This window comes from Winogradskyella sp. R77965, from assembly GCF_044594915.1.
Taxonomy (GTDB): Bacteria; Bacteroidota; Bacteroidia; order Flavobacteriales; family Flavobacteriaceae; genus Winogradskyella.
The window spans coordinates 432,654-452,488 of the sequence record NZ_CP138990.1 but is presented as its reverse complement, the minus strand read 5'-3'; the positions used below and the strand labels follow the sequence as shown (position 1 = coordinate 452,488).

The 19,835-nt window shown below is 33.3% G+C and carries 16 protein-coding genes and 2 tRNA genes; 10 read left to right on the top strand and 8 right to left on the bottom strand.

Annotated features, from left to right (window positions below):
• The first annotated feature begins 26 nt into the window (after positions 1-26).
• Positions 27-1,175: a 3,4-dihydroxy-2-butanone-4-phosphate synthase gene (gene ribB, locus SJY34_RS02175; protein WP_400078476.1), complete on the top strand. Its 1,149-nt coding sequence runs from the start codon at positions 27-29 to the stop codon at positions 1,173-1,175.
• Here ribB and SJY34_RS02170 read toward each other — a convergent pair.
• From SJY34_RS02170 to SJY34_RS02160, 3 genes are all read right to left on the bottom strand, one after another.
• A complete protein-coding gene (locus SJY34_RS02170; protein ID WP_400078474.1) occupies positions 1,172-2,725 on the bottom strand; it encodes a family 16 glycosylhydrolase in 1,554 nt (517 codons plus the stop codon). The two genes, ribB and SJY34_RS02170, sit on opposite strands and share 4 nt — an antisense overlap.
• A gap of 87 nt (positions 2,726-2,812) precedes the next feature.
• On the bottom strand, positions 2,813-4,012 hold the full coding sequence (locus SJY34_RS02165) for a DegT/DnrJ/EryC1/StrS family aminotransferase (protein ID WP_400078472.1): 1,200 nt from the start codon (positions 4,010-4,012) through the stop codon (positions 2,813-2,815).
• Positions 4,013-4,087: 75 nt separating this feature from the next.
• Positions 4,088-4,717, bottom strand: a complete 630-nt coding sequence (locus SJY34_RS02160; protein WP_400078471.1) for an NAD(P)H-dependent oxidoreductase — start codon at positions 4,715-4,717, stop codon at positions 4,088-4,090.
• An 89-nt stretch (positions 4,718-4,806) separates the two neighbouring features.
• On the opposite strand from SJY34_RS02160, the gene SJY34_RS02155 reads away from it, so the two are divergent.
• The 4 genes from SJY34_RS02155 (at position 4,807) to SJY34_RS02140 (ending at position 9,025) form a co-directional block, all read left to right on the top strand.
• Positions 4,807-5,397, top strand: a complete 591-nt coding sequence (locus SJY34_RS02155) for an NTP transferase domain-containing protein (RefSeq protein ID WP_400078469.1) — start codon at positions 4,807-4,809, stop codon at positions 5,395-5,397.
• Between the two features lie 34 nt (positions 5,398-5,431).
• Positions 5,432-5,893 carry a (2Fe-2S)-binding protein gene (locus SJY34_RS02150; RefSeq protein WP_400078467.1) on the top strand — a complete coding sequence of 154 codons (462 nt, stop codon included), beginning with the start codon at positions 5,432-5,434 and terminating at the stop codon, positions 5,891-5,893.
• A gap of 11 nt (positions 5,894-5,904) precedes the next feature.
• Complete coding sequence (locus SJY34_RS02145) at positions 5,905-8,064, top strand: molybdopterin cofactor-binding domain-containing protein (RefSeq protein WP_400078465.1); 2,160 nt, start codon at positions 5,905-5,907, stop codon at positions 8,062-8,064.
• A gap of 124 nt (positions 8,065-8,188) precedes the next feature.
• Complete coding sequence (locus tag SJY34_RS02140; protein WP_400078464.1) at positions 8,189-9,025, top strand: universal stress protein; 837 nt, start codon at positions 8,189-8,191, stop codon at positions 9,023-9,025.
• 227 nt (positions 9,026-9,252) lie between these two features.
• On the opposite strand, the gene SJY34_RS02135 is transcribed toward SJY34_RS02140, so the two are convergent.
• Positions 9,253-9,337: transfer RNA gene (locus SJY34_RS02135), tRNA-Ser, on the bottom strand.
• Between the two features lie 324 nt (positions 9,338-9,661).
• Here SJY34_RS02135 and SJY34_RS02130 point away from each other — a divergent pair.
• On the top strand, positions 9,662-10,693 hold the full coding sequence (locus SJY34_RS02130; protein WP_400078462.1) for a M28 family metallopeptidase: 1,032 nt from the start codon (positions 9,662-9,664) through the stop codon (positions 10,691-10,693).
• Positions 10,694-10,822: 129 nt separating this feature from the next.
• Positions 10,823-12,397, top strand: coding sequence for a M28 family peptidase (locus tag SJY34_RS02125; protein WP_400078460.1), 1,575 nt, complete (start codon positions 10,823-10,825; stop codon positions 12,395-12,397).
• A 57-nt stretch (positions 12,398-12,454) separates the two neighbouring features.
• Here SJY34_RS02125 and SJY34_RS02120 read toward each other — a convergent pair.
• Positions 12,455-12,530 (bottom strand) — tRNA-His (locus SJY34_RS02120).
• A gap of 60 nt (positions 12,531-12,590) precedes the next feature.
• Positions 12,591-13,313 (bottom strand): bacillithiol biosynthesis deacetylase BshB1, encoded by a 723-nt coding sequence (gene bshB1, locus SJY34_RS02115; protein WP_400078458.1) that lies wholly within the window; start codon positions 13,311-13,313, stop codon positions 12,591-12,593.
• Positions 13,314-13,542: 229 nt separating this feature from the next.
• Here bshB1 and SJY34_RS02110 point away from each other — a divergent pair, with 229 nt between their 5' ends.
• Genes SJY34_RS02110 through SJY34_RS02100 form a run of 3 tightly spaced genes read left to right on the top strand, consistent with a single transcriptional unit; the run spans position 13,543 to position 17,778 of the window.
• Positions 13,543-15,372 (top strand): SLC13 family permease, encoded by a 1,830-nt coding sequence (locus SJY34_RS02110; RefSeq protein ID WP_400078456.1) that lies wholly within the window; start codon positions 13,543-13,545, stop codon positions 15,370-15,372.
• Between the two features lie 53 nt (positions 15,373-15,425).
• Positions 15,426-17,036, top strand: a complete 1,611-nt coding sequence (gene pckA / locus SJY34_RS02105; protein ID WP_400078454.1) for a phosphoenolpyruvate carboxykinase (ATP) — start codon at positions 15,426-15,428, stop codon at positions 17,034-17,036.
• Between the two features lie 58 nt (positions 17,037-17,094).
• Positions 17,095-17,778, top strand: a complete 684-nt coding sequence (locus tag SJY34_RS02100; RefSeq protein ID WP_400078452.1) for a DUF2490 domain-containing protein — start codon at positions 17,095-17,097, stop codon at positions 17,776-17,778.
• A 5-nt stretch (positions 17,779-17,783) separates the two neighbouring features.
• Here the strand turns inward: SJY34_RS02100 and SJY34_RS02095 are convergent, their stop codons facing one another.
• Complete coding sequence (locus SJY34_RS02095; RefSeq protein ID WP_400078450.1) at positions 17,784-18,944, bottom strand: trans-sulfuration enzyme family protein; 1,161 nt, start codon at positions 18,942-18,944, stop codon at positions 17,784-17,786.
• 49 nt (positions 18,945-18,993) lie between these two features.
• The gene (locus SJY34_RS02090) at positions 18,994-19,782 is read right to left on the bottom strand and encodes a T9SS type A sorting domain-containing protein (protein ID WP_400078448.1); all 789 of its coding nucleotides are present in this window, start codon (positions 19,780-19,782) and stop codon (positions 18,994-18,996) included.
• Positions 19,783-19,835: the final 53 nt, after the last annotated feature.

Sequence of the window (19,835 nt, the reverse complement as noted above, 5' to 3'; positions counted from 1 at the left end):
GTACCTTTGTATTATATTTTAGCACTATGATAAACAATACTGTGAATACCAAAACAACCTTAAATACAATTGAAGAAGCCATTGAAGACATTAGACAGGGCAAAATCATTATTGTAGTTGATGATGAAAACAGAGAAAATGAAGGAGATTTTTTAGCAGCTGCAGAAAAAGTGACGCCAGAGATGATTAACTTTATGGCAACTCATGGTAGAGGTTTAATTTGTGCACCACTAACAGAACATCGTTGTGAAGATTTAGAGCTCAACATGATGGTTAGAAATAATACAGATCCCATGGAAACAGCATTTACAGTTTCTGTAGATTTGCGAGGAAATGGAGTAAGCACAGGGATTTCTGCTGGTGATAGATCAAAAACAGTACAAGCCTTAGTTAAAAAAGATACCAAGGCATTTGAATTGGCGAGACCTGGACACATCTTTCCTTTAGTGGCCAAAGAAGGTGGAGTTTTAAGACGAACTGGCCATACAGAAGCGGCTATCGATTTTGCACGTTTAGCTGGTTTTGAACCTGCTGGAGTCATCGTTGAGATAATGAATGAAGATGGTACAATGGCACGTTTACCTCAACTTTTGCAAGTGGCTAAAAAGTTCGATTTAAAAATTGTTTCTATTGAAGACTTAGTGGCGTATCGTATGGAGTATGATTCGCTAATTGAAAAGAAAGAAGATTTTGATATTGAAACACGTTTTGGTAGGTTTAGACTTAGGGCTTACTTACAAACCACAAATAATCAAATACATATAGCCCTAACAAAAGGGACTTGGAATTCTAATGAACCTATTCTAACGCGCGTAAATAATACTTTAGTAAATAATGATATTTTAGGTACTTTAACCAATAACGCTGATAAAAAGTTAGATGACATGTTTAATGTTATTAATACTGAAGGAAAGGGTGCTATTATATTTATTAATCAGCAGGCAGAATCTATAAACTTACTGACACGATTATCCATGCTAAAGGAAAACCAAGTTGAAGGTAAATTGGTAAAAGCACCAAGTATAGGAATGGATACTAAAGATTTTGGTATTGGAGCACAGATACTTCATGATTTAAAAATCAGTAAACTAAAACTCATCTCTAATAGCCTCCAAACCAAACGTGTTGGTATGATTGGTTATGGTTTAGAAATTGTTGAGTATGTAAATTACTAGTTAATTATTACTCGTCTTATCGTAGATACTTCTCCAGAATTTATTTTTAAAATATAAACTCCAGAATTTAAGGTTGCAATATCTAATTGCTTAGTTTTTTGGCTTTTATTAATTACCAATTGTCCCATTGGGTTAAACAATTCGATACTATCAATATTTTCTTCAGAAATAATATTGATGACATTTGAAGTTGGATTAGGATAAACATATAACTCTTTAGTAAATACTTCATCAACACTAAGTGAATTCTGATAAACTCTCACATAATCAATCTCCATATTACTTTGTACAAAATTAGGATCTATAGCACCAGCTACTCCACCCATAGCCACATTTAAAAGTAAATACTGATCTTCATAAAATGGCCAAGTACTATCATCTTTTACCGTTGGATTATAGGTATAAAAACCAACATCATCAATTAAAAAAGTAATCTGATTGGGTGACCAATTCATAGAATATACATGAAACTCATTGGCCACATCATTTAATTCATAAGACTGAAAATTCATAGTATTTCCAAAACTAGAAGGTGTATGTAGAGCACTACTGACATGGTTTGTAGCGCCAAGTCCATGTTCCATAATATCTATCTCGCCACAAGCTGGCCATCCCGTTGTACCAAAACCTTGTGTTTGCCAATAGGCGCCAGCTTCATTTATGTTTTTTCCAAGAGTCCAAATTGCTGGCCAAGTGCCATCTCCAAAAGGTAATTTTGCTCTTACATCTACTCTACCGTAAGTAAAAGCAAATTTCGAATTCAAACGCGCTGACGTATATTCCTTTGTTTGACCTTGATCTGTAAAAGGCTCTTTGATTGCAGAAATATTTAAAAATCCGTTATCTACGAAAGAATTTTCAATTCGATTGGTATAATGTTGCTCTTCCCCATTAAACCAACTTCCACCAGCAGGTAATTGGGTTTGATGAAACCATTTATTAGAATCTATAGCACCATTAGTATCAAACTCATCCGACCAAACCAAATCGGAATAAACAATATCTAAAGCATGCAGATCTATTGGCTCTGTACCATCATCGATATCGTCCACCAAATACGTTCCAGATATGGTCTCTCCTCCGTCAATAAAAATCGTTAACCTACTGTAAGACCCAGTGGCATTTACAGCAGTATTGGTTCCACTATAAAATGCATTAGCGAAATCAAAGCTTATATTGTTTGTCCAATTAGTACCTGATACATTCTGAACAACTTCTACATCCGAATCATCACCATTTTCTAATTTTACTAAAATGTTATGAGGGTTAGAATCATATTGATAAAAAGATAAAGTTATTACTTGTGATTCATCAAGGTTAACAGGAGCTACTAGGTCCATATAAAAACCTTGCCAAGGTTCTGTTCCATCATTTACAAGTTGACCCACGCTATTTGCTGAATCTTCAGGATCCACAATAGATGAAAAACTACTATTACCAAATGTCATAAAAATATCTTGACTATCAGAGAAATCAATTGGCATTTGTTGAGAAAATGACAAAAGACTATAATTAAAAACAAAGACAATTAAAATGTAATTTACTTTCATAGCGCTATTTTTTATAAAACTATGAATCGGAAATAATAGATACTAATTTTTAGCCTATACAAAACCAATACACGATACAAATCAATATTATAATATAGAAACTTCTTTAATACAATTGACCATTTTTTCAGCGCGTGCTTTAACCTCATCCTCCGTCCAAGACAATTTAATTAAACAAGACATGTTTCTCGAAATATAATCGTCCGACTGTTCAAAGGTTTTAGTTTTAAGATAGTCTAAACCTTTTTTAACTTCTTTAGAAATAGGGAATAACGACTTTAATTCTTTAAGATGATCCCATTTTCTTATGTAATGCCAATTGTTATGGTAGTAATTCCAACACACATCAATACCATTTGTTTTAAATGCTTCTGCTACTTTTAAACCAGACTCAGCATCTGGCATAAAGAAATTTAAAAATGCATAACTTTCCTCGCCACCTTCCGGAACTTTTCTAAATGTCACTCCAGGTACTTGAGCTAATGCGTTTCTTAAAATGGTATAGTTTCGTTTTTGAATAGCAATAAACTCTGGTAATCGTCTCACTTGTGCCAAACCTACTGCTGCATGCAATTCTGAAATTCTAAAATTATAACCTAAGAATGGATGAGTTTCTGCTCCTCTATCATTGCCTTCATGGTCATGTCCATGATCGCTATAATGATCTGCGTTAATATAATAATCTTTATTATTAGTTACTACTGCTCCACCCTCGCCACAGGTAATAGTTTTTACAAAGTCGAAAGAAAAACAACCAATATCTGCGATACTTCCCAAAGGTTTACCCTTGTACGTTCCTCCAATAGCTTGGCAAGCATCTTCAACAAAAATTAAATTATGGGTATCGCAAACCTTTCGCAACGCATCCATATCTCCCATACTTCCACACATTTGCACCACCATAACAGCTTTAGTCTTTGGTGTTATTGCAGCTTCAACAGCTTTAGGATCTAGTGTTAATGTGTCATCAATATCTACTAAAATAGGAATGGCACCTAACATCATAATCGCTTCAAAACTCGCTACAAATGTAAATGTTGGCATTATGACCTCATCTCCTGCTCCAACTCCTGCTGATGCCAAAGCTACTGAAACAGCAGCAGTACCGCTCGAGACTAATTGAACATGACTAGAACCAAATGTTTTAGCAAGTTCAGATTCAAGTTCTTTGGCTTTCCAATGACCTTTACGCATGCCATCAAAACCATAGCGCATTAAAACGCCGTTGTCCAAAACATCATTAACTTCTTTTCGCTCTAGGTCACTAAATAATTCAAATCCAGGCATAAATTCTACTTAAATTAAAAATTGAAATTATACTAGCAAATATAGTATATTGAAAGTCTTATTTTTGGAGAACACTTATAAATCTATAACAGTCTCTGACAACTTTTTTCTTACCTTTTTAAAGTCAGCAAACATATCATCTTCGGCTCTATAACCAACAGGGAGCATCAGTACGGAATTCAAACCATGTTTTTTTAACCGTAATGCTTTATCCAAATCCTCTGGTATAAAACCTTCCATCGGACAACTATCAATACCTTCAACAGCACAAACAGTCAATAAATTTCCTAAAGCAATATAAGCCTGTTTGGTCGCCCAATCGAACTTCTTTTCAGTTGGCATTTTATTTAATGTAGATTTTAATTGCGCTTTAAATGGTTCTAAAATAGCGTCAGGTGTATTTCTTACTTCTTTAATTGTATCAAAATGTTCATTTACATCGTCATTATTTATTTCAGTTTGAATACAAAGCACTAGTAAATGGGAAGCATCTGCAACCTGTCGCTGTCCATATGAGCATTCTAAAAGGTTTTCTCTAGTGTCTTTATCTTCAACTACAACCAATTTCAGGGTTTGTAAACCATAAGACAATGCGGTTAAGTTGAAGGCTTCCTTTAAAATATTGAGTTTTTCCTCTGAAAGTAATTTTGTAGTATCAAATTTTTTGGTGGCATAACGCCATTTTAAGTTTTCTATTATAGACATTCTTTTTTTAGCAAAAATAAGGAATAAGGCTATCGAATAGATTTAAAAACCAATATTTTAAATAACTTTAGCATAAACAAAATCAATAAATGAATATTACGATTCTTGTTCTAGCTGCAGGTAGTTCTACCAGAATGTATACTGCCAAACAATTATTACCTTTTGGTAACACTACATTGTTAGGTTTGGTAATTGAAAATGCTTTAAATTCAGATGTTAATAAAGCCTATTGTGTTTTAGGTGCAAATTATAAGGCAGTTGAAAAATCTATTTCAAAATACAAAATTGAGACTATTTTTAATCCTGAATATAAATCTGGATTGAGTTCTAGTATAGTTGCAGGAATTCAGCATATATCCAACCAAAAATTTGATGCGGTTTTATTACTATTAGGGGATCAACCATTTATAACAACACAATACATAAATAGTATGATTGCTACTTATAAAAATCATGAAGAAAAAATTGTAGTCTCAACTTATAATAAAACCTACGGTGTTCCTGCCATAATTTCTAAAACTCATTTTGATGAATTATTAAAACTTCAAGGGGATAAAGGTGCAAAGGCATTTTTAAATTCTAACAGGCAGGATATTGTTTCATTAGATAATGCCAATTTGGTAGATATTGATACTAAAGAAGATTATCAAGAGTTGTTAAATTCTAAAAAAACTCAATAAAATACATTAACTTTAGAAGAATAAAATAAAGCTTATGGCAAGTTATAATCTAAAAGTCAACGGGAAAAACCTAAGTGTAGTAGTCGATTCGGACACACCTCTACTTTGGGTTCTAAGAGATGAACTCAATTTAGTAGGCACAAAATTTGGCTGTGGTATTGGCCAGTGTGGATCGTGCACTGTTCATATAGATGGTGTAGCAACTCGAAGTTGTTTATTACCAGCTTCGCGATTAGAAGGTTCTGAAATAACAACAATCGAAGGTTTAGCAAAAGACAAATTGCATCCTGTACAACAGGCTTGGAAAGAGCTAGACGTTCCGCAATGTGGTTATTGCCAAGCCGGACAAATAATGACAGCTACGTCATTTTTAAAGGAGAATCCAAATCCCGATAATGAATCTATTAGAAATGCCATGCATGGCAACCTATGCAGATGTGCGAGTTATAACAGAATAGAAAAAGCAGTGGCTTTAGCTGCAAAAAAAATGTCTTAAGCTAACTTATCATGGAAAATCAAAACAAAATAACATTTAGCAGACGTAATTTCATTAGAACCTCTGCACTTGCGAGCGGAGGACTTTTAATAGGTTTTAACCTTTTTAATTCTTGTAAAGAAGCAGCTGTTCCACCTGTTGATGTATCAAAACTCAACTTCAACGATTTCAATGCTTTTATTAAAATTGCAGACAATGGTTATGTTACTATTTTTTCACCCAATCCAGAAATTGGACAAGGTGTAAAAACATCGATGCCAATGTTAATTGCTGAAGAATTGGATGTACCATGGGAACAAGTAACAGTTGAGCAAGGAGCATTAGATACAGAAAATTTTCAAAGACAAGTTGCTGGAGGAAGCCAGTCTATTCGTTTTGGTTGGGATGCTTTGCGCCAAACAGGAGCTACAGCAAAACAAATGCTAATCAATGCTGCTGCTGCAAAATGGGGAGTTGATGCTTCATCCTGTACAGCTTCAAATGGTATTATAAAAAATAATAATGGTGAAGAATTAGGATATGGAGATGTGGTTAATGAAGCCGCAGCTTTAGAAGTACCAGAAGATGTGACTTTGAAATCGCCAAAAGATTATAAAATTATCGGCAAGGATGCCATTAATGTAGATATAGATGACATTATTACGGGAAAACCATTATTTGGATTAGACTATACTGCAGAAGGTATGAAATACGTTTCTGTGTCTCGCCCACCAGCATTCGGACAAAAGATAAGTTCATTTGATGCTACAGATGCTAAAGCTGTAAATGGTGTCTCTAATGTAGTTCAGTTTGGTGATAAAATAGCCGTATTAGCCTCTAATACTTGGGCAGCAATGAAGGGAAAAAAAGCCTTGAACGTTGAATGGAAAGATGATGGGACTTTAGAAAGTACAACTAACCATAACAAAGAATTAGACAACATTCTAAATAGTAAAAAATTAGATGTTCGTCGTGAAGATGGCAATGTAAAAAAAGCATTTGCCGAAGCCGATAAAGTTATAGAACGCACCTACGAGTCTCCTTTTTTACCGCATAATTGTATGGAGCCTATGAATTTTTATGCAAATGTTACTGATGACAAAGTACATCTTGTAGGACCAATACAAACACCCGCTGGTACAGCAAGACGTATTGCAAACCTTATAGATAGAGAACCAGAAGATATTCATTTAGAAATGACTCGAATGGGTGGAGGATTTGGACGTCGCCTTTATGGTGATTTCGCTCTAGAAGCTGCTGAAATATCCAATATTACGAAACAACCTGTAAAAGTGATTTTTTCGAGAGAAGATGATATGGCTGCGGGAATTTATAGACCTGCAATTAAATACAGAATTAAAGCGTCAATTAAAGATGGAAAAGTAACGGGTTATCATCTTAAAGAAGCAGCAATCAATTCAAATATGTATGGCTTAATTCCTAATTTCTTTCCTGCAGGAGCAATAAAGAATTATAAGGTAGAATCTGGAAACTATAAAAGTAATATTACTACAGGAGCTTGGCGTGCACCTTACACCAACTTTTTAGCCTTTGCAGAACAAAGTTTCTTTGATGAATTAGCAGGAGAATTACAAATAGATCCTGTACAACTTCGTCTAGATTTACTAGCAAATGTTGAAGATGGTAAAGATTCTAGCATAGAATATTCCGCAAAACGAATGATAGATACTATTAAGCTAGCTAAAGAGAAGAGCAATTGGGGAAAAAGTAATACTGGCGTACATCAAGGATTTGCAGCTTATTACAGCCATAATACTCATGTTGCAGAAGTGGTAGATATCACCTTAAAAAACGGACAACCATATGTTGAAAAAGTAACTGTTGCCGTTGACTGTGGCATAGTAGTGAATCCTACAGGAGCAAAAAACCAAATTGAAGGTGGTGTTATCGATGGTATTGGTCATGCGATGTATGGAGACTTTTCTTTTGAAAAAGGACAACCTCAAGATGTCAATTTTAATACGTATCGTTTAATCAGAATGAAAGAAACTCCAATCGTAGAAACCCATTTTGTTAAAAATGAATTATCTCCTACAGGATTAGGCGAACCAGGTTTACCACCAGCAGGAGGTGCTTTGGCTAATGCTATTAAAGCTGCGACTGGAGAGGTTTTAACAAAACAGCCTTTTATTGCAACTTTAAAAAATCTTACTCAAGACTTAAAGGTTTAGTTTACATTGAAATATCTTTAATCACATTTTGGTTATTTAGAAATTATTCTATTACAGCTGTATGATCTTTGTCATAGTTGTTTTACTCAACAAATCTTAAATTTATAGAGTAAAACCTAGCATTATGAAAAATATACTGCTGCTTACGGACTTTTCAGAGAATTCAATCAATGCTATTCGGTACGCATTACAACTATTTGAAGGTGATACCTGTAATTTTTCATTATTAAATGTGCAAAGCTCTTCATCCTTTATGACTGATGATTTGATGCTATCTGGGAACCAAAGCCTATACGATTCTATTATAAAAAAAGCTAAAAATAAGTTAGATCAACTTATTTTAGAACTTGAAGATGAGTTTGAAACCCAAACCTACTCCATTAAATCTGTGGCCGACTATGATAGTTTAACTGATGCCATTAATCAAATAAAAGCATCTAAAAATATTGATTTAGTAGTTATGGGAACTAATGGTGTTACAGGTGCAAGTGAAGTTGTTTTTGGAAGTAATACTATTAATGTTATTAGAAAAGTGGATTGCCCAACGCTAGTTATTCCGGAAGGTTTTAAGTACAGAACGCCAAAAGAAATTTTATTGCCTTTAGACCACTCAGATTCGTTAAGGGAAAATGCTTTTACTGATGCTGTGAGTTTTGCTAAGCGATTTAGTAAAAAAATTCATCTATTAAGGATAAAAACAAATAACGAAAATTCTAAAGAAGAACTAAAAGACAAAGAAAATATAAATACTTTTCTAAAGGAAATGCAGCACGAATATCACCTCATCACTGATATTCCAATAGCCATAGCAGTAGATACATATATACAAACTCACAATATAGATTTAACAACGCTTCTGGTTCAAAAAGAAAGTCTCTTTGAGCGTTTCTTTATAGGATCACCAACAACTAAAATTAGCAATAATATTAGAGTGCCTTTGTTGATATTTCACTCTTATTAACGTGTGAAATTACATTTAACACTTTTAATTAAGTGTCTTTTTGTGGAGCTTCTTCGATAATTAGTTTATTAAATAAAAGTACTTTCATGATAAAGTACAATTAAAAAGATAGTACAAATGTATTTATAAAGCAGCGTTATTGAAATGATATTGCTCATACTGAACTATTTGACCACGTAAAGACATAGCAACAAAAAACCCATAACTTTATGTTATGGGTTTTTAAGCGGAGAAAGAGGGATTCGAACCCCCGGAGGTGTGACCCTCAACAGTTTTCAAGACTGCCGCATTCGACCACTCTGCCATTTCTCCTTTAGCGGTTGCAAATATAAAATCCTTTTCGGTGTTGACAAAGGTTTTTTAATTAAAATTCTGTTCGTTTATTTATAATATAGAAATTAGAGTCTATTGATAAGCAATTGTATATTATTATAATAAATGCTATTGCATTACAATGAAACAATTACAGTCAAGAACATGTAAAATTTTCATATCAATTGTAAGAAAATTTATCACCTTTTATCTTATTTTTGTTAAAATCAATTAATTAGACAAAACTTGCAGGCTCAAAATTTTATAATTTAAGGGAATTATGAATAACGTAAGCAAGTAACCGTAAAATACAAATATCTATAAATGAAAATATTAGTTGCTTCTGCACTCATTCTGGTTGGTTCTTGCGCCACTCTGAGACATAGCGAAAAAATTGACAATCTAAAAAATGGTATTACCTATAAAGATGAAAAGGTTCTAAAAAAATATTTAAGCACTATTACGTCTAAAGAATTAAAAACGCTTGTAGAAGAAGTGTCTTCAGATAAGTATAATGGTAGAATGACTGGTGAAGAAGGACATAATGAAGTTTGTGATTATATTAGAACATATTACAAATCTCAAAACATTAAAGCTCCAAAGTCGCATTCTAACTACTATCAAACAGTGCCGAAAGAAGTTTTACCTGATAGTTTAAACGATTCCCAAAATATTATTGCTTACATAGAAGGTTCAGAATATCCGAACGAGTATGTATACATCTCTGCTCACTCTGACCACGAAGGTATTATTGATGGTGAAATATATAATGGAGCTGACGATAATGGATCTGGCACTGCAGCTGTATTAGAAATGGCTGAAGCTTTTCGTAGTGCTGTTAAAGATGGTCATAGGCCTAAACGAAGTATTGTTTTTTTACATGTAACTGCTGAAGAAGTTGGCTTACATGGTTCTAGATATTATACCGAAAACCCAATCTTTCCATTAAAAAATACAATTGCGACTTTAAATATAGACATGATTGGTCGAGTAGATGAAAGACACAAAGACAATGAAAACTATATTTATGTTATTGGCGCTGACCGTTTGAGCACAGAATTACATTACGTTGTACAAGAGGCTAATTCAGAATTTGTGAATCTAAATCTAGACTATAAATACAATTCCGAAAATGATCCTAACCGTTATTACAACAGATCTGATCATTACAATTTTGCTCTAAAAGGTATTCCTGTTGTATTCTTCTTTAATGGCGAGCACGAAGATTACACAAAACCAACAGACACAGCTGATAAAATTAACTATCCGCTTTTAGAGAAACGTACAAAATTGATTTTCGCTTCAGCTTGGTATTTAGCAAATTCGCCTGAGCGCTTAAATCCTGAAATTATTTAGTGTTAAAATTTGTTAAAAGAAAATTAGCATAATGTTAAAGGCTAACCAATTTTCGTAACTTTAACCGTTGACATATTAAGTCAACTTTTAATTTACTTTACTATTCCTATTAACTCAACTCATATATAAATGAAAAGACTGTTATTAACACTTTGTATCTCTGGTTTATTATTAAGCTGTGGTACATCTTCAAAAAGTAATACTAAACCTTTAAAGACTAAGGCTCCATCTGACCCTGTTGAATATGCTTCAAGCATTACGTCAGAAGAATTAAAAACAATGCTCTACAAGTATGCTTCTGATGAATTTGAAGGCAGAGAAACTGGTAAAAAAGGACAAAAATTAGCGGTTGAATACTTAAAAAAATTGTACAAAAGCATGGAAATCCCGACACCTTTAGGTGGTGATGACTATTTTCAAGAAGTTCCTTTAGAAAAACAAAAAGTGACTGCGGCTAAGTTAAATGTTAATGGTAAAGAATTTAGCGCCTTTGAAAACCACATTGTAATGACTGCTGCGGAAAGTATAAATACAACAATCGATGAGATTATATATGTGGGTTATGGTATTGATGCTGATAATTATTCTGATTATAAGAATATAGATGTAAAAGGAAAAATAGTGTTAGTTAAAGCAGGCGAACCTAAAGATGCTGAAGGTAATTATATAACTTCTGGTACTACTGAAGATACTAAATGGACTAATGGTCGTCAATCATTATCCAGTAAAAGAGATGCAGCAAAAGCTAATGGAGCTAAAGGGCTATTATTTGTTAATGACAATTTGTTTTCAAGATATGCACCATATTTCCAAAGACAAGCAGAATCTGGTACTTCAGGACGCTTATCTTTAAAGAGTAACGAGGCTGGTATGATAATGCTTATGATTAATGACGAATTAGGTAAAGCAATATACCCTTCAATATCTGAAAATGATGAACCTCAGACTATCCAAACTAAAATAGATTTAGCTATTGATAATAAGTCTGAAGCTATAACTTCTGAAAACGTAGTCGCTTACATCAAAGGCTCTGAAAAACCAGAAGAGATTGTCGTTATTTCTGCGCACTTAGACCACGAAGGAATTAAAGATGGTAAAGTTTATAATGGTGCAGATGACGATGGTTCTGGTACTATTGCTATTATAGAAATCGCTGAAGCCTTTAAAATGGCGGAAAAAGATGGTAACGGACCTAAACGATCTATACTTTTTTTACATGTTACTGGTGAAGAAAAAGGGCTTTTAGGGTCTAGGCATTACACGGATAATGATCCTATTTATCCTTTGGCAAATACTGTTGCCAATCTTAATATAGATATGATTGGAAGAATAGATCCAAAACGAAAAGAAGGAGATCGAAACTACGTATATTTAATTGGCAGCGATAAGTTAAGTACAGATTTACACAACATTTCTGAAGAAGTCAATAAAAAATACACCAATGTTGAGTTAGATTATACTTATAACGATGAAAATGATCCTAACCGTTTTTACTACAGGTCTGACCATTATAACTTCGCAAAAAACAATGTTCCGGTAATATTTTATTTTAACGGAACACATGACGACTATCACCAACCAAGTGATACAGCGGACAAGATTGAATATGATTTATTAGAAAACAGAACCCGTTTGGTTTTTCATACGGCTTGGGAAGTTGCCAATAGAGAAAATAGAGTTGTTGTTGATAAAGCAACAGAATAAAATTCACCTTTAAAATACAAAAAAGCCTTTCATTTCTGAAAGGCTTTACTAATTTTAGGGTGGAAGACCGGGTTCGAACCGGCGACTTTCGGTACCACAAACCGACGCTCTAACCAGCTGAGCTACAACCACCATTTTAATTAGGACTGCAAATGTAAATTATTTACATTTTTCTACAAAACGTTTTCTTTACTTATTTTAAATCAAATAAAGATTCAACAGCAGGATAACGCTCCACTGTAAAACCTTCTGCATGTTCTACACCGATGAGTCTCCCTAAATTACGGGCTCTATAGTCTATGCTATCCGTAAAATTCTTACTAGAAATAGGGGTTTCGGGCTCATTGCTATTAGGATCAAAAAACTGAGTTTTATACGCTAAAATTGCATCCATTTTTTTATCCATAAAGCCAGATACATCTACCACAACATCTGGTTCTAAATCTTTCCATTGTATATAGTGATAGACTACTTTTGGTCTCCATGGTTCTTGAATCGTAGTACCACCTTTATGTACAGTTTCAATTTTCTTTAAGCCACTTAAAAAACAAGCATCACTCACAAGTTTACTGCCTTTGCCATGATCTATATGTCTATCTTCAATAGAGTTGCATATCACAATTTCTGGCTTGTAAAATCGAATCATTTTAATAAGTTCTATTTGATGTGCTTTGTCATTAAGAAAAAATCCATCAGCAAATCGCATATTTATTCTAGTATGAACCCCTAAAAGCTTAGCAGCATTAAAAGATTCGGAGTCTCTAGTTTCTGCTGTACCACGCGTGCCTAATTCACCACGCGTTAAATCAATAATACCAACTTTTTTGCCGTTAGCAATTTCCTTGGCTATGGTTGCTCCACAGCCTAACTCAACATCATCTGGGTGCGCTCCAATAGCTAATATGTCTAATTTCATACAAAAATCAATTTTACTTAATGTCAAAAATATTAAAAAGAACACAGTTTATCGTTTTCTTTTTATTTCGCAAACGGTTTCGCTTTCTGAATCCTTTAAATAAATGCAAAATTATTAATCAAATTTGAAAAATTCATAATTACCATAAAGTATGACAATAGTCATAATAATTGCTCTTTAATGCTAGTAATTTTATACTAATGTTAAAAGTAAAGTCTCAATGGGTTTAATGCTAACCATTTTAATTATTACAATTGCCTTATTCATTTGGGGAAAATATACACCAGATATAATCGCCTTACTTTCAATGTTAAGTCTATTTCTTTTTGGAATATTAGATTTAAAAGAAACTCTAAGCGGCTTTAGTAACCCAACGGTAATTATGATTGCCGCGTTATTTATTATTGGTGAAGGCCTATCACAAACAGGTTGGACAGCATTAGCTGGTAAAAAATTTATTAAGATGGCTGGTAAAAGCACAACTAAACTTTTATTAATAACAACATTAGGTTCAGGATTATTATCTGGAGTTGTTAGTAACACAGGTACAGTAGCCACATTAATGCCAGTTACAATTTCTTCAGCTTGGAGTATTGGAACTTTGCCTTCTAAATTATTAATGCCAGTAGCATTCGGATCTAACACTGGTGGTTTGCTAACATTAACTGGTACACCTCCAAACATTATTGTTAACAATACTATGATAGAAAGTGGATTAGAAGGTTTCTCTTTCTTCGAATTTGCTTTAATTGGATTGCCCTTACTTATAATAGCACTACTCTATTTTAGATTTATTGGTTACCGCTTATTACCAAGTAATAAAACGAATAATAAGCCTGTAGACATAAGCACAACACTACACAAATGGATTGAAGCCTATAAAGTCGATGGTGATTATTACAGACTAAGGGTTAGATCTGTATCTCCATTATTAAATACAAAACTTGGAGATTGGAATTTTGAAAATGACTATAACGTATCGATTTTAAGAATAAAGCGAAGACACCCAAGCGTATTAAAAAGGAACGAACCATTTATCGAATTCCCAACAAATAACACAGAATTTTTATACCACGATATTATTACAGTCAAAGGAAATACAGAAGCCATTAATAGGCTAATGATAAAATTTAGATTAGGACTTCTTCCATTAGAACCGATTGAAGATGAATTAAAAAACAACCTAATAAATCAAGAAGTTGGTATGACAGAAGTATTGGTAACACCAAAATCTGTCCTTGTAGGCCGAAAAATACGATTAGGTAATTTCTTTAAACGTTTCGGTGTACAATTGATGGCTGCATCACGTAATAACAAACCATTTACAGAACGAGAAATTAGAATAAAAGCAGGTGATGCCTTTTTAGTTAGAGGCATATGGAGTGATATTGATCAATTGAAACAACACCACGAAAATTTAGTAATCTGTGGTAGTCCAGAAGGTATGGCAAAAACTGTAACAGATCTTACATATAAATCTTACATCGCTTTGTTTGCACTTATGTTAATGATTGTTCTGTTAGTTTTTAAAATTGTACCTGGAGCTATTGCGGCGCTTATATCTGCTGGGATAGTCTTAATTACAAAATGTGTTCCGATGGCAAAAGCATATAAAGGCATTAGTTGGATAAGTGTTGTAATGATAGCAGCAATGATACCAATGGGAATAGCCCTTCAGAAAACTGGTACTGCAGAATTAATTGCCAATGGTCTTGTAAACACTTTAGGTAGTTTACATCCTGTTGTATTATTAGGAGGTGTATTTCTGTTAACAACTACGTTTAGTCAAGTAATAAATAACTCTGCCACGGCAGTTTTAATGGCGCCAATTGTAATTATTGCAGCCAGTACATTAAATCTATCAGCAGCCCCATTTATGATTGCTGTTGCTATAAGTGCTTCAACAGCATTCTTAACACCAGTTGGTACCACTACTAATGCCATGGTAATGACAGCTGGTGGATACAAATTTATGGATTATCTAAAAGTAGGTGCACCTTTGCTTCTACTCTTCTTAATAACCACATTACTATTAGTGCCATTAATATGGCCATTTTAAATAAAAAGTCGAATAAAATTTTTAAAATCATGGAAACATTAAAACAACCGATTATGAAAACAAGAGACCTCACAAAGTATGGATTAAAAGATACCAACGCACATTGGAACTTATCACCAGAAAAATTACAAGCCATTACTGTGGAAAAAGGAATGGGAAAAGAAACTGCAAATGGCACTTTAGCCATTAACACAGGAAATTTTACAGGACGTTCACCTCAAGATAGATTCTTAGTGAAAGATGATTATACTAAAGATAAAGTTTGGTGGGGAAAAACAAATAAAGGGATTTCACCAGAGAATTTTGACTATTTACAATCAGAAATAGAAAACTATCTAAGTGGAAAAGAAATTTTTGTTAGAGATGGCTACGTTTGTGCAGATCCTAAATACAAAATGAATGTTAGAACCATTACTGAATATCCTTGGTCTAATATGTTTATTTACAATATGTTCTTAAGACCCGATGAATCTGAACTTGAAAACTTTGAAGAAGAATGGCTAGTACTATGTGCACCAGGCTACGAATGTTCAGAGCCAAAAAAATATGGCATTAGACAAGGTAATTTTTCAATCTTAAACTTTACTAAAAAAATAGCACTTGTTGGTGGTTCTGCTTATACTGGCGAGATGAAAAAAGGTATTTTCTCTGCGCTAAATATGATTTTACCCGTAGATAAAAATGTATTGCCAATGCACTGTTCTGCTAACGTTGGTGAGGATGGTGATACTGCTATTTTCTTCGGACTATCTGGTACTGGTAAAACGACATTATCTGCCGATCCAGATCGTAAATTGATTGGCGATGACGAACATGGTTGGACTGCAGAAAACAGAATCTTTAATTTTGAAGGTGGTTGTTACGCAAAAGTAATTGATCTAACTGAAGAAAAAGAACCAGATATTTTTAGAGCCATTAAACCAGGTGCGATTTTAGAGAACGTTGTCTTTAAAGACAATGGAGAAGTTGACTATATGGATAGTAGTATTACACAAAATACGCGTGTAAGTTATCCTATTTATCATATTGATAACATTCAACAACCTTCATATGCAGATAACCCTAAGAATATTTTCTTCCTAACCTGTGATGCTTTTGGGGTATTACCTCCAGTATCTAAATTAACACCAGGTCAAGCTGCATATCACTTTATCTCTGGTTATACTGCAAAAGTTGCAGGTACTGAAGCTGGTATTACAGAGCCTGTTCCATCATTCTCAGCATGTTTCGGTGAGCCATTTATGCCATTGCATCCTACAAAATATGCAGAAATGCTAAGTAAAAAAATGCAAGAAGCTGGTGTTAATGTTTGGTTACTGAACACAGGCTGGAGTGGCGGTCCTTACGGAGTTGGTTCTCGTATTAAATTAAAATATACTAGAGCTATGATTACGGCTATTCTTAATGGAGATTTAGATAATGTTGATTATGAACAACATCCAATATTCGGATTAAATATGCCAAAGTATATTCCTAACGTTCCAATAGAGATATTAGACCCAATGAATACTTGGTTACAAAAAGGAGGCTATATAAGTAAGGCTATTCAATTAGCACACTCATTCCACTTAAATTTTGAAAAATTTGCTAGTGAAGCTTCTGAGCAAATCATTGAAGGAGGTCCTTTAATTGATGAACATCATCATTTAGGAGACCATGTTTAATAATTCCATGACTGAAAAGAGCCCAGAAATGGGCTCTTTTATTTTACATAGCTGAACTATGAAAATTCCCTTTTACTTAATTCTTATTGGCTTACTTTTTCAAACACATCTATATGCTCAAGACACTGGTGAAGATCAATTAGGTGCATGGTACGAGATTACATCATCCAATAAAATCAGTAAAAAACTGAGTCTAAGTGCTTCATTTACCAATTGGGATTATCAGTTACCTGCAGATAAAGAACATCTACTTTTAGGTATTGTGGGTTTAAATTATCATTTTAACAATAATGTTATTGTTGGTGCAGGATATGCGTATGGAGACATTGATTCTACTTTTGACGTAAATGATATACCTCACACGAAAGAAAACAGAATTATTGAGCAATTGGTATTGCTGCATAAATCAAACAAGACCAGTTTCTCACATAGATTTAGATTAGAGCAACGTTTTCTTCAATTTCCAACAGAAAATATACTCATACACAGAATACGTTATAGATTTAAAGTTAAATTCCCTTTAAATAAAACACTCTTCATATCTACTTACGACGAAATCCATTTTAATTTAAATGAATTTGATTTTCAGCAAAACAGAGTTTTTGCTGGTCTTGGAATTAAAATAAATAAAAATATAAATTCAGAATTAGGTTACGTCAGACATTCATTTAAAACTAAGAGTTTTCACCGACTATCTCTACAATTAAATTTAAAATACGATTTTAGAAAAAAAAATAATTAAGTCAATTACTTTCTGTTTACTATTTTTTCAAAAGCCTGTTCTATATCGAGTTTTAAATCTCTAGTTTCCTCTATGCCTACAGAAAAACGAATCAATTGATCACTAATACCAACTTTATCGCGTTCTTCTTGAGTTAATAAAGCATGAGACGTTAAATGAGGTGATATCACAGTGCTTTCTATACCAGCTAAACTCATTGATGATTTAATCAATTTTAATTGCTTCTGAAATTTATAAGCATCTAAATCATCCGTCAACTCAAAAGATAACATAGCCCCAAAACCTTTCATTTGAGACTTTGCCAGTTTATAATCTGGATGAGATTTTAATCCGGGATAATATACTTTACTAACTTTTGGATGTTTATCTAACCATTTAGCCATCTTCATAGCATTTTTGGTCTGTGCTTTTACTCTAAGTCCTAAGGTTTTCATACTACGTTCTAACATCCAAACCGTCATATCACTTAAACTTCCACCCAAATTTTTACCAACATTCCAGATGCGTTCTATGTGTTCGGATGAACTCGCTACTGCTCCTGCACAAATATCACTATGTCCACCAAAATATTTAGTAGCAGAATGCATTACCATATCAATTCCAAAATCTATGGGACTTTGATTAATTGGTGAGGCAAAGGTATTATCTATTGAAGTTAAAATATTATTTGATTTACCCAATTTCGCAATAGCTGTGATGTCTGTAATGGTCATTAAAGGATTTGAAGGAGTTTCTATATGAATCAATTTTGTATTTGGTTGAATAGCAGCTTTAAAATCTTTAAGCTCATAACCATTGGTAAAGGTGTATTCTATACCATACTTCGGAAATTCTTCTTTTATGAAATTTACAGTTCCACCATATAAAGTGTTCTGTACTACTAAGTGATCACCTTGTTTTAAAAAAGCTAAAAACATAGTGCTTATAGCTGCCATACCGGAGCCAAAAATCATAGCGGCTTCCGTATGTTCTAAAGCTGCTATTTTCTTAGACAAAAATTCTTGATTTGGTGTATTGAAGTATCTTGGATAACGTTTTACATCTACATCTAAAAACTCATAAGATGAACTCAAATACATCGGTGATACTGCACCTTTAAATTGCTCATCCTTTATTTCACCAACATGCGTACAAATGGTATTTAAACCTAATTTTTTATCTGACATCTCATTATTTATTTAAGTTATAAAATTAATGAAAATAGTCAGCCTTTTATCAATTAACGATGCAAACTTTAGACGTATGGGAAAATGAAGCAGAATCAATTTTAATAATATAAATACCTCGAGAAAGACCAGCTGTATTAAGTTTAATCTCATTCTCGTTTGTACCATTCGAGATTTTTTCTTCAATTATTTGTTTACCATCTATGCTGTGAACAGCAATCGAAATTGAGTTAGCTTTAGTTGGTATACCCTTAATATATAATTCGTTATTGAGGTTTGAATGCCATACGTTTACATCACTTATTTTATTTTCAGAAGTTGAGAGTACACTATTACTAATAATTGCTCCTACGGAAACAGAAAATGTTAAGAAAAAACGATCTAAATAGGTTTCTGCAGCTAAATTATTAGTATAATTCTCTTGATTTAACAAAGTATAAGTATCGAGCTGTAAATCATAAAGATAAACATTAACGGTTTCTTCGAAATTCTCAAGGTTAGCTAAAGAAATTGAAATATCACCAGAATTAGACAAAAACATACCTAAGGGATAATATTTATCTGTGCTAAACGCACCAACACCTTGTATAACGTAACGATCTTCTTCAATGATCCAATTCAAATCATCTGGTAAATCATCTGGATTTAGTGCATCGTAGCCATAGTCAAATCCGTCAGTTGCAGAATTGTCAGCAACAAAACCAAGCAGCAAGTGTCTGGTAAAACCCTCAGGATTTTCAAAATCAATCCTAACACGTTGAATCTCAGATTGAGCTTCAACTCCATTTGAAAATATTGCACACAGCAATATACATAGTAGTGTAGATATAGTTCTCATTAGATTTGGGTTGTTTATGATACTTCTATATTTTTCAAATGTATTGTATCTAA

Coding starts and splice junctions, on each gene's coding strand:
- ribB (WP_400078476.1), top strand. CDS start 27: ATGATAAACAATACTGTGAATACCAAAACAACCTTAAATACAATTGAA.
- SJY34_RS02170 (WP_400078474.1), bottom strand. CDS start 2,725: ATGAAAGTAAATTACATTTTAATTGTCTTTGTTTTTAATTATAGTCTT.
- SJY34_RS02165 (WP_400078472.1), bottom strand. CDS start 4,012: ATGCCTGGATTTGAATTATTTAGTGACCTAGAGCGAAAAGAAGTTAAT.
- SJY34_RS02160 (WP_400078471.1), bottom strand. CDS start 4,717: ATGTCTATAATAGAAAACTTAAAATGGCGTTATGCCACCAAAAAATTT.
- SJY34_RS02155 (WP_400078469.1), top strand. CDS start 4,807: ATGAATATTACGATTCTTGTTCTAGCTGCAGGTAGTTCTACCAGAATG.
- SJY34_RS02150 (WP_400078467.1), top strand. CDS start 5,432: ATGGCAAGTTATAATCTAAAAGTCAACGGGAAAAACCTAAGTGTAGTA.
- SJY34_RS02145 (WP_400078465.1), top strand. CDS start 5,905: ATGGAAAATCAAAACAAAATAACATTTAGCAGACGTAATTTCATTAGA.
- SJY34_RS02140 (WP_400078464.1), top strand. CDS start 8,189: ATGAAAAATATACTGCTGCTTACGGACTTTTCAGAGAATTCAATCAAT.
- SJY34_RS02130 (WP_400078462.1), top strand. CDS start 9,662: ATGAAAATATTAGTTGCTTCTGCACTCATTCTGGTTGGTTCTTGCGCC.
- SJY34_RS02125 (WP_400078460.1), top strand. CDS start 10,823: ATGAAAAGACTGTTATTAACACTTTGTATCTCTGGTTTATTATTAAGC.
- bshB1 (WP_400078458.1), bottom strand. CDS start 13,313: ATGAAATTAGACATATTAGCTATTGGAGCGCACCCAGATGATGTTGAG.
- SJY34_RS02110 (WP_400078456.1), top strand. CDS start 13,543: ATGCTAACCATTTTAATTATTACAATTGCCTTATTCATTTGGGGAAAA.
- pckA (WP_400078454.1), top strand. CDS start 15,426: ATGAAAACAAGAGACCTCACAAAGTATGGATTAAAAGATACCAACGCA.
- SJY34_RS02100 (WP_400078452.1), top strand. CDS start 17,095: ATGAAAATTCCCTTTTACTTAATTCTTATTGGCTTACTTTTTCAAACA.
- SJY34_RS02095 (WP_400078450.1), bottom strand. CDS start 18,944: ATGTCAGATAAAAAATTAGGTTTAAATACCATTTGTACGCATGTTGGT.
- SJY34_RS02090 (WP_400078448.1), bottom strand. CDS start 19,782: ATGAGAACTATATCTACACTACTATGTATATTGCTGTGTGCAATATTT.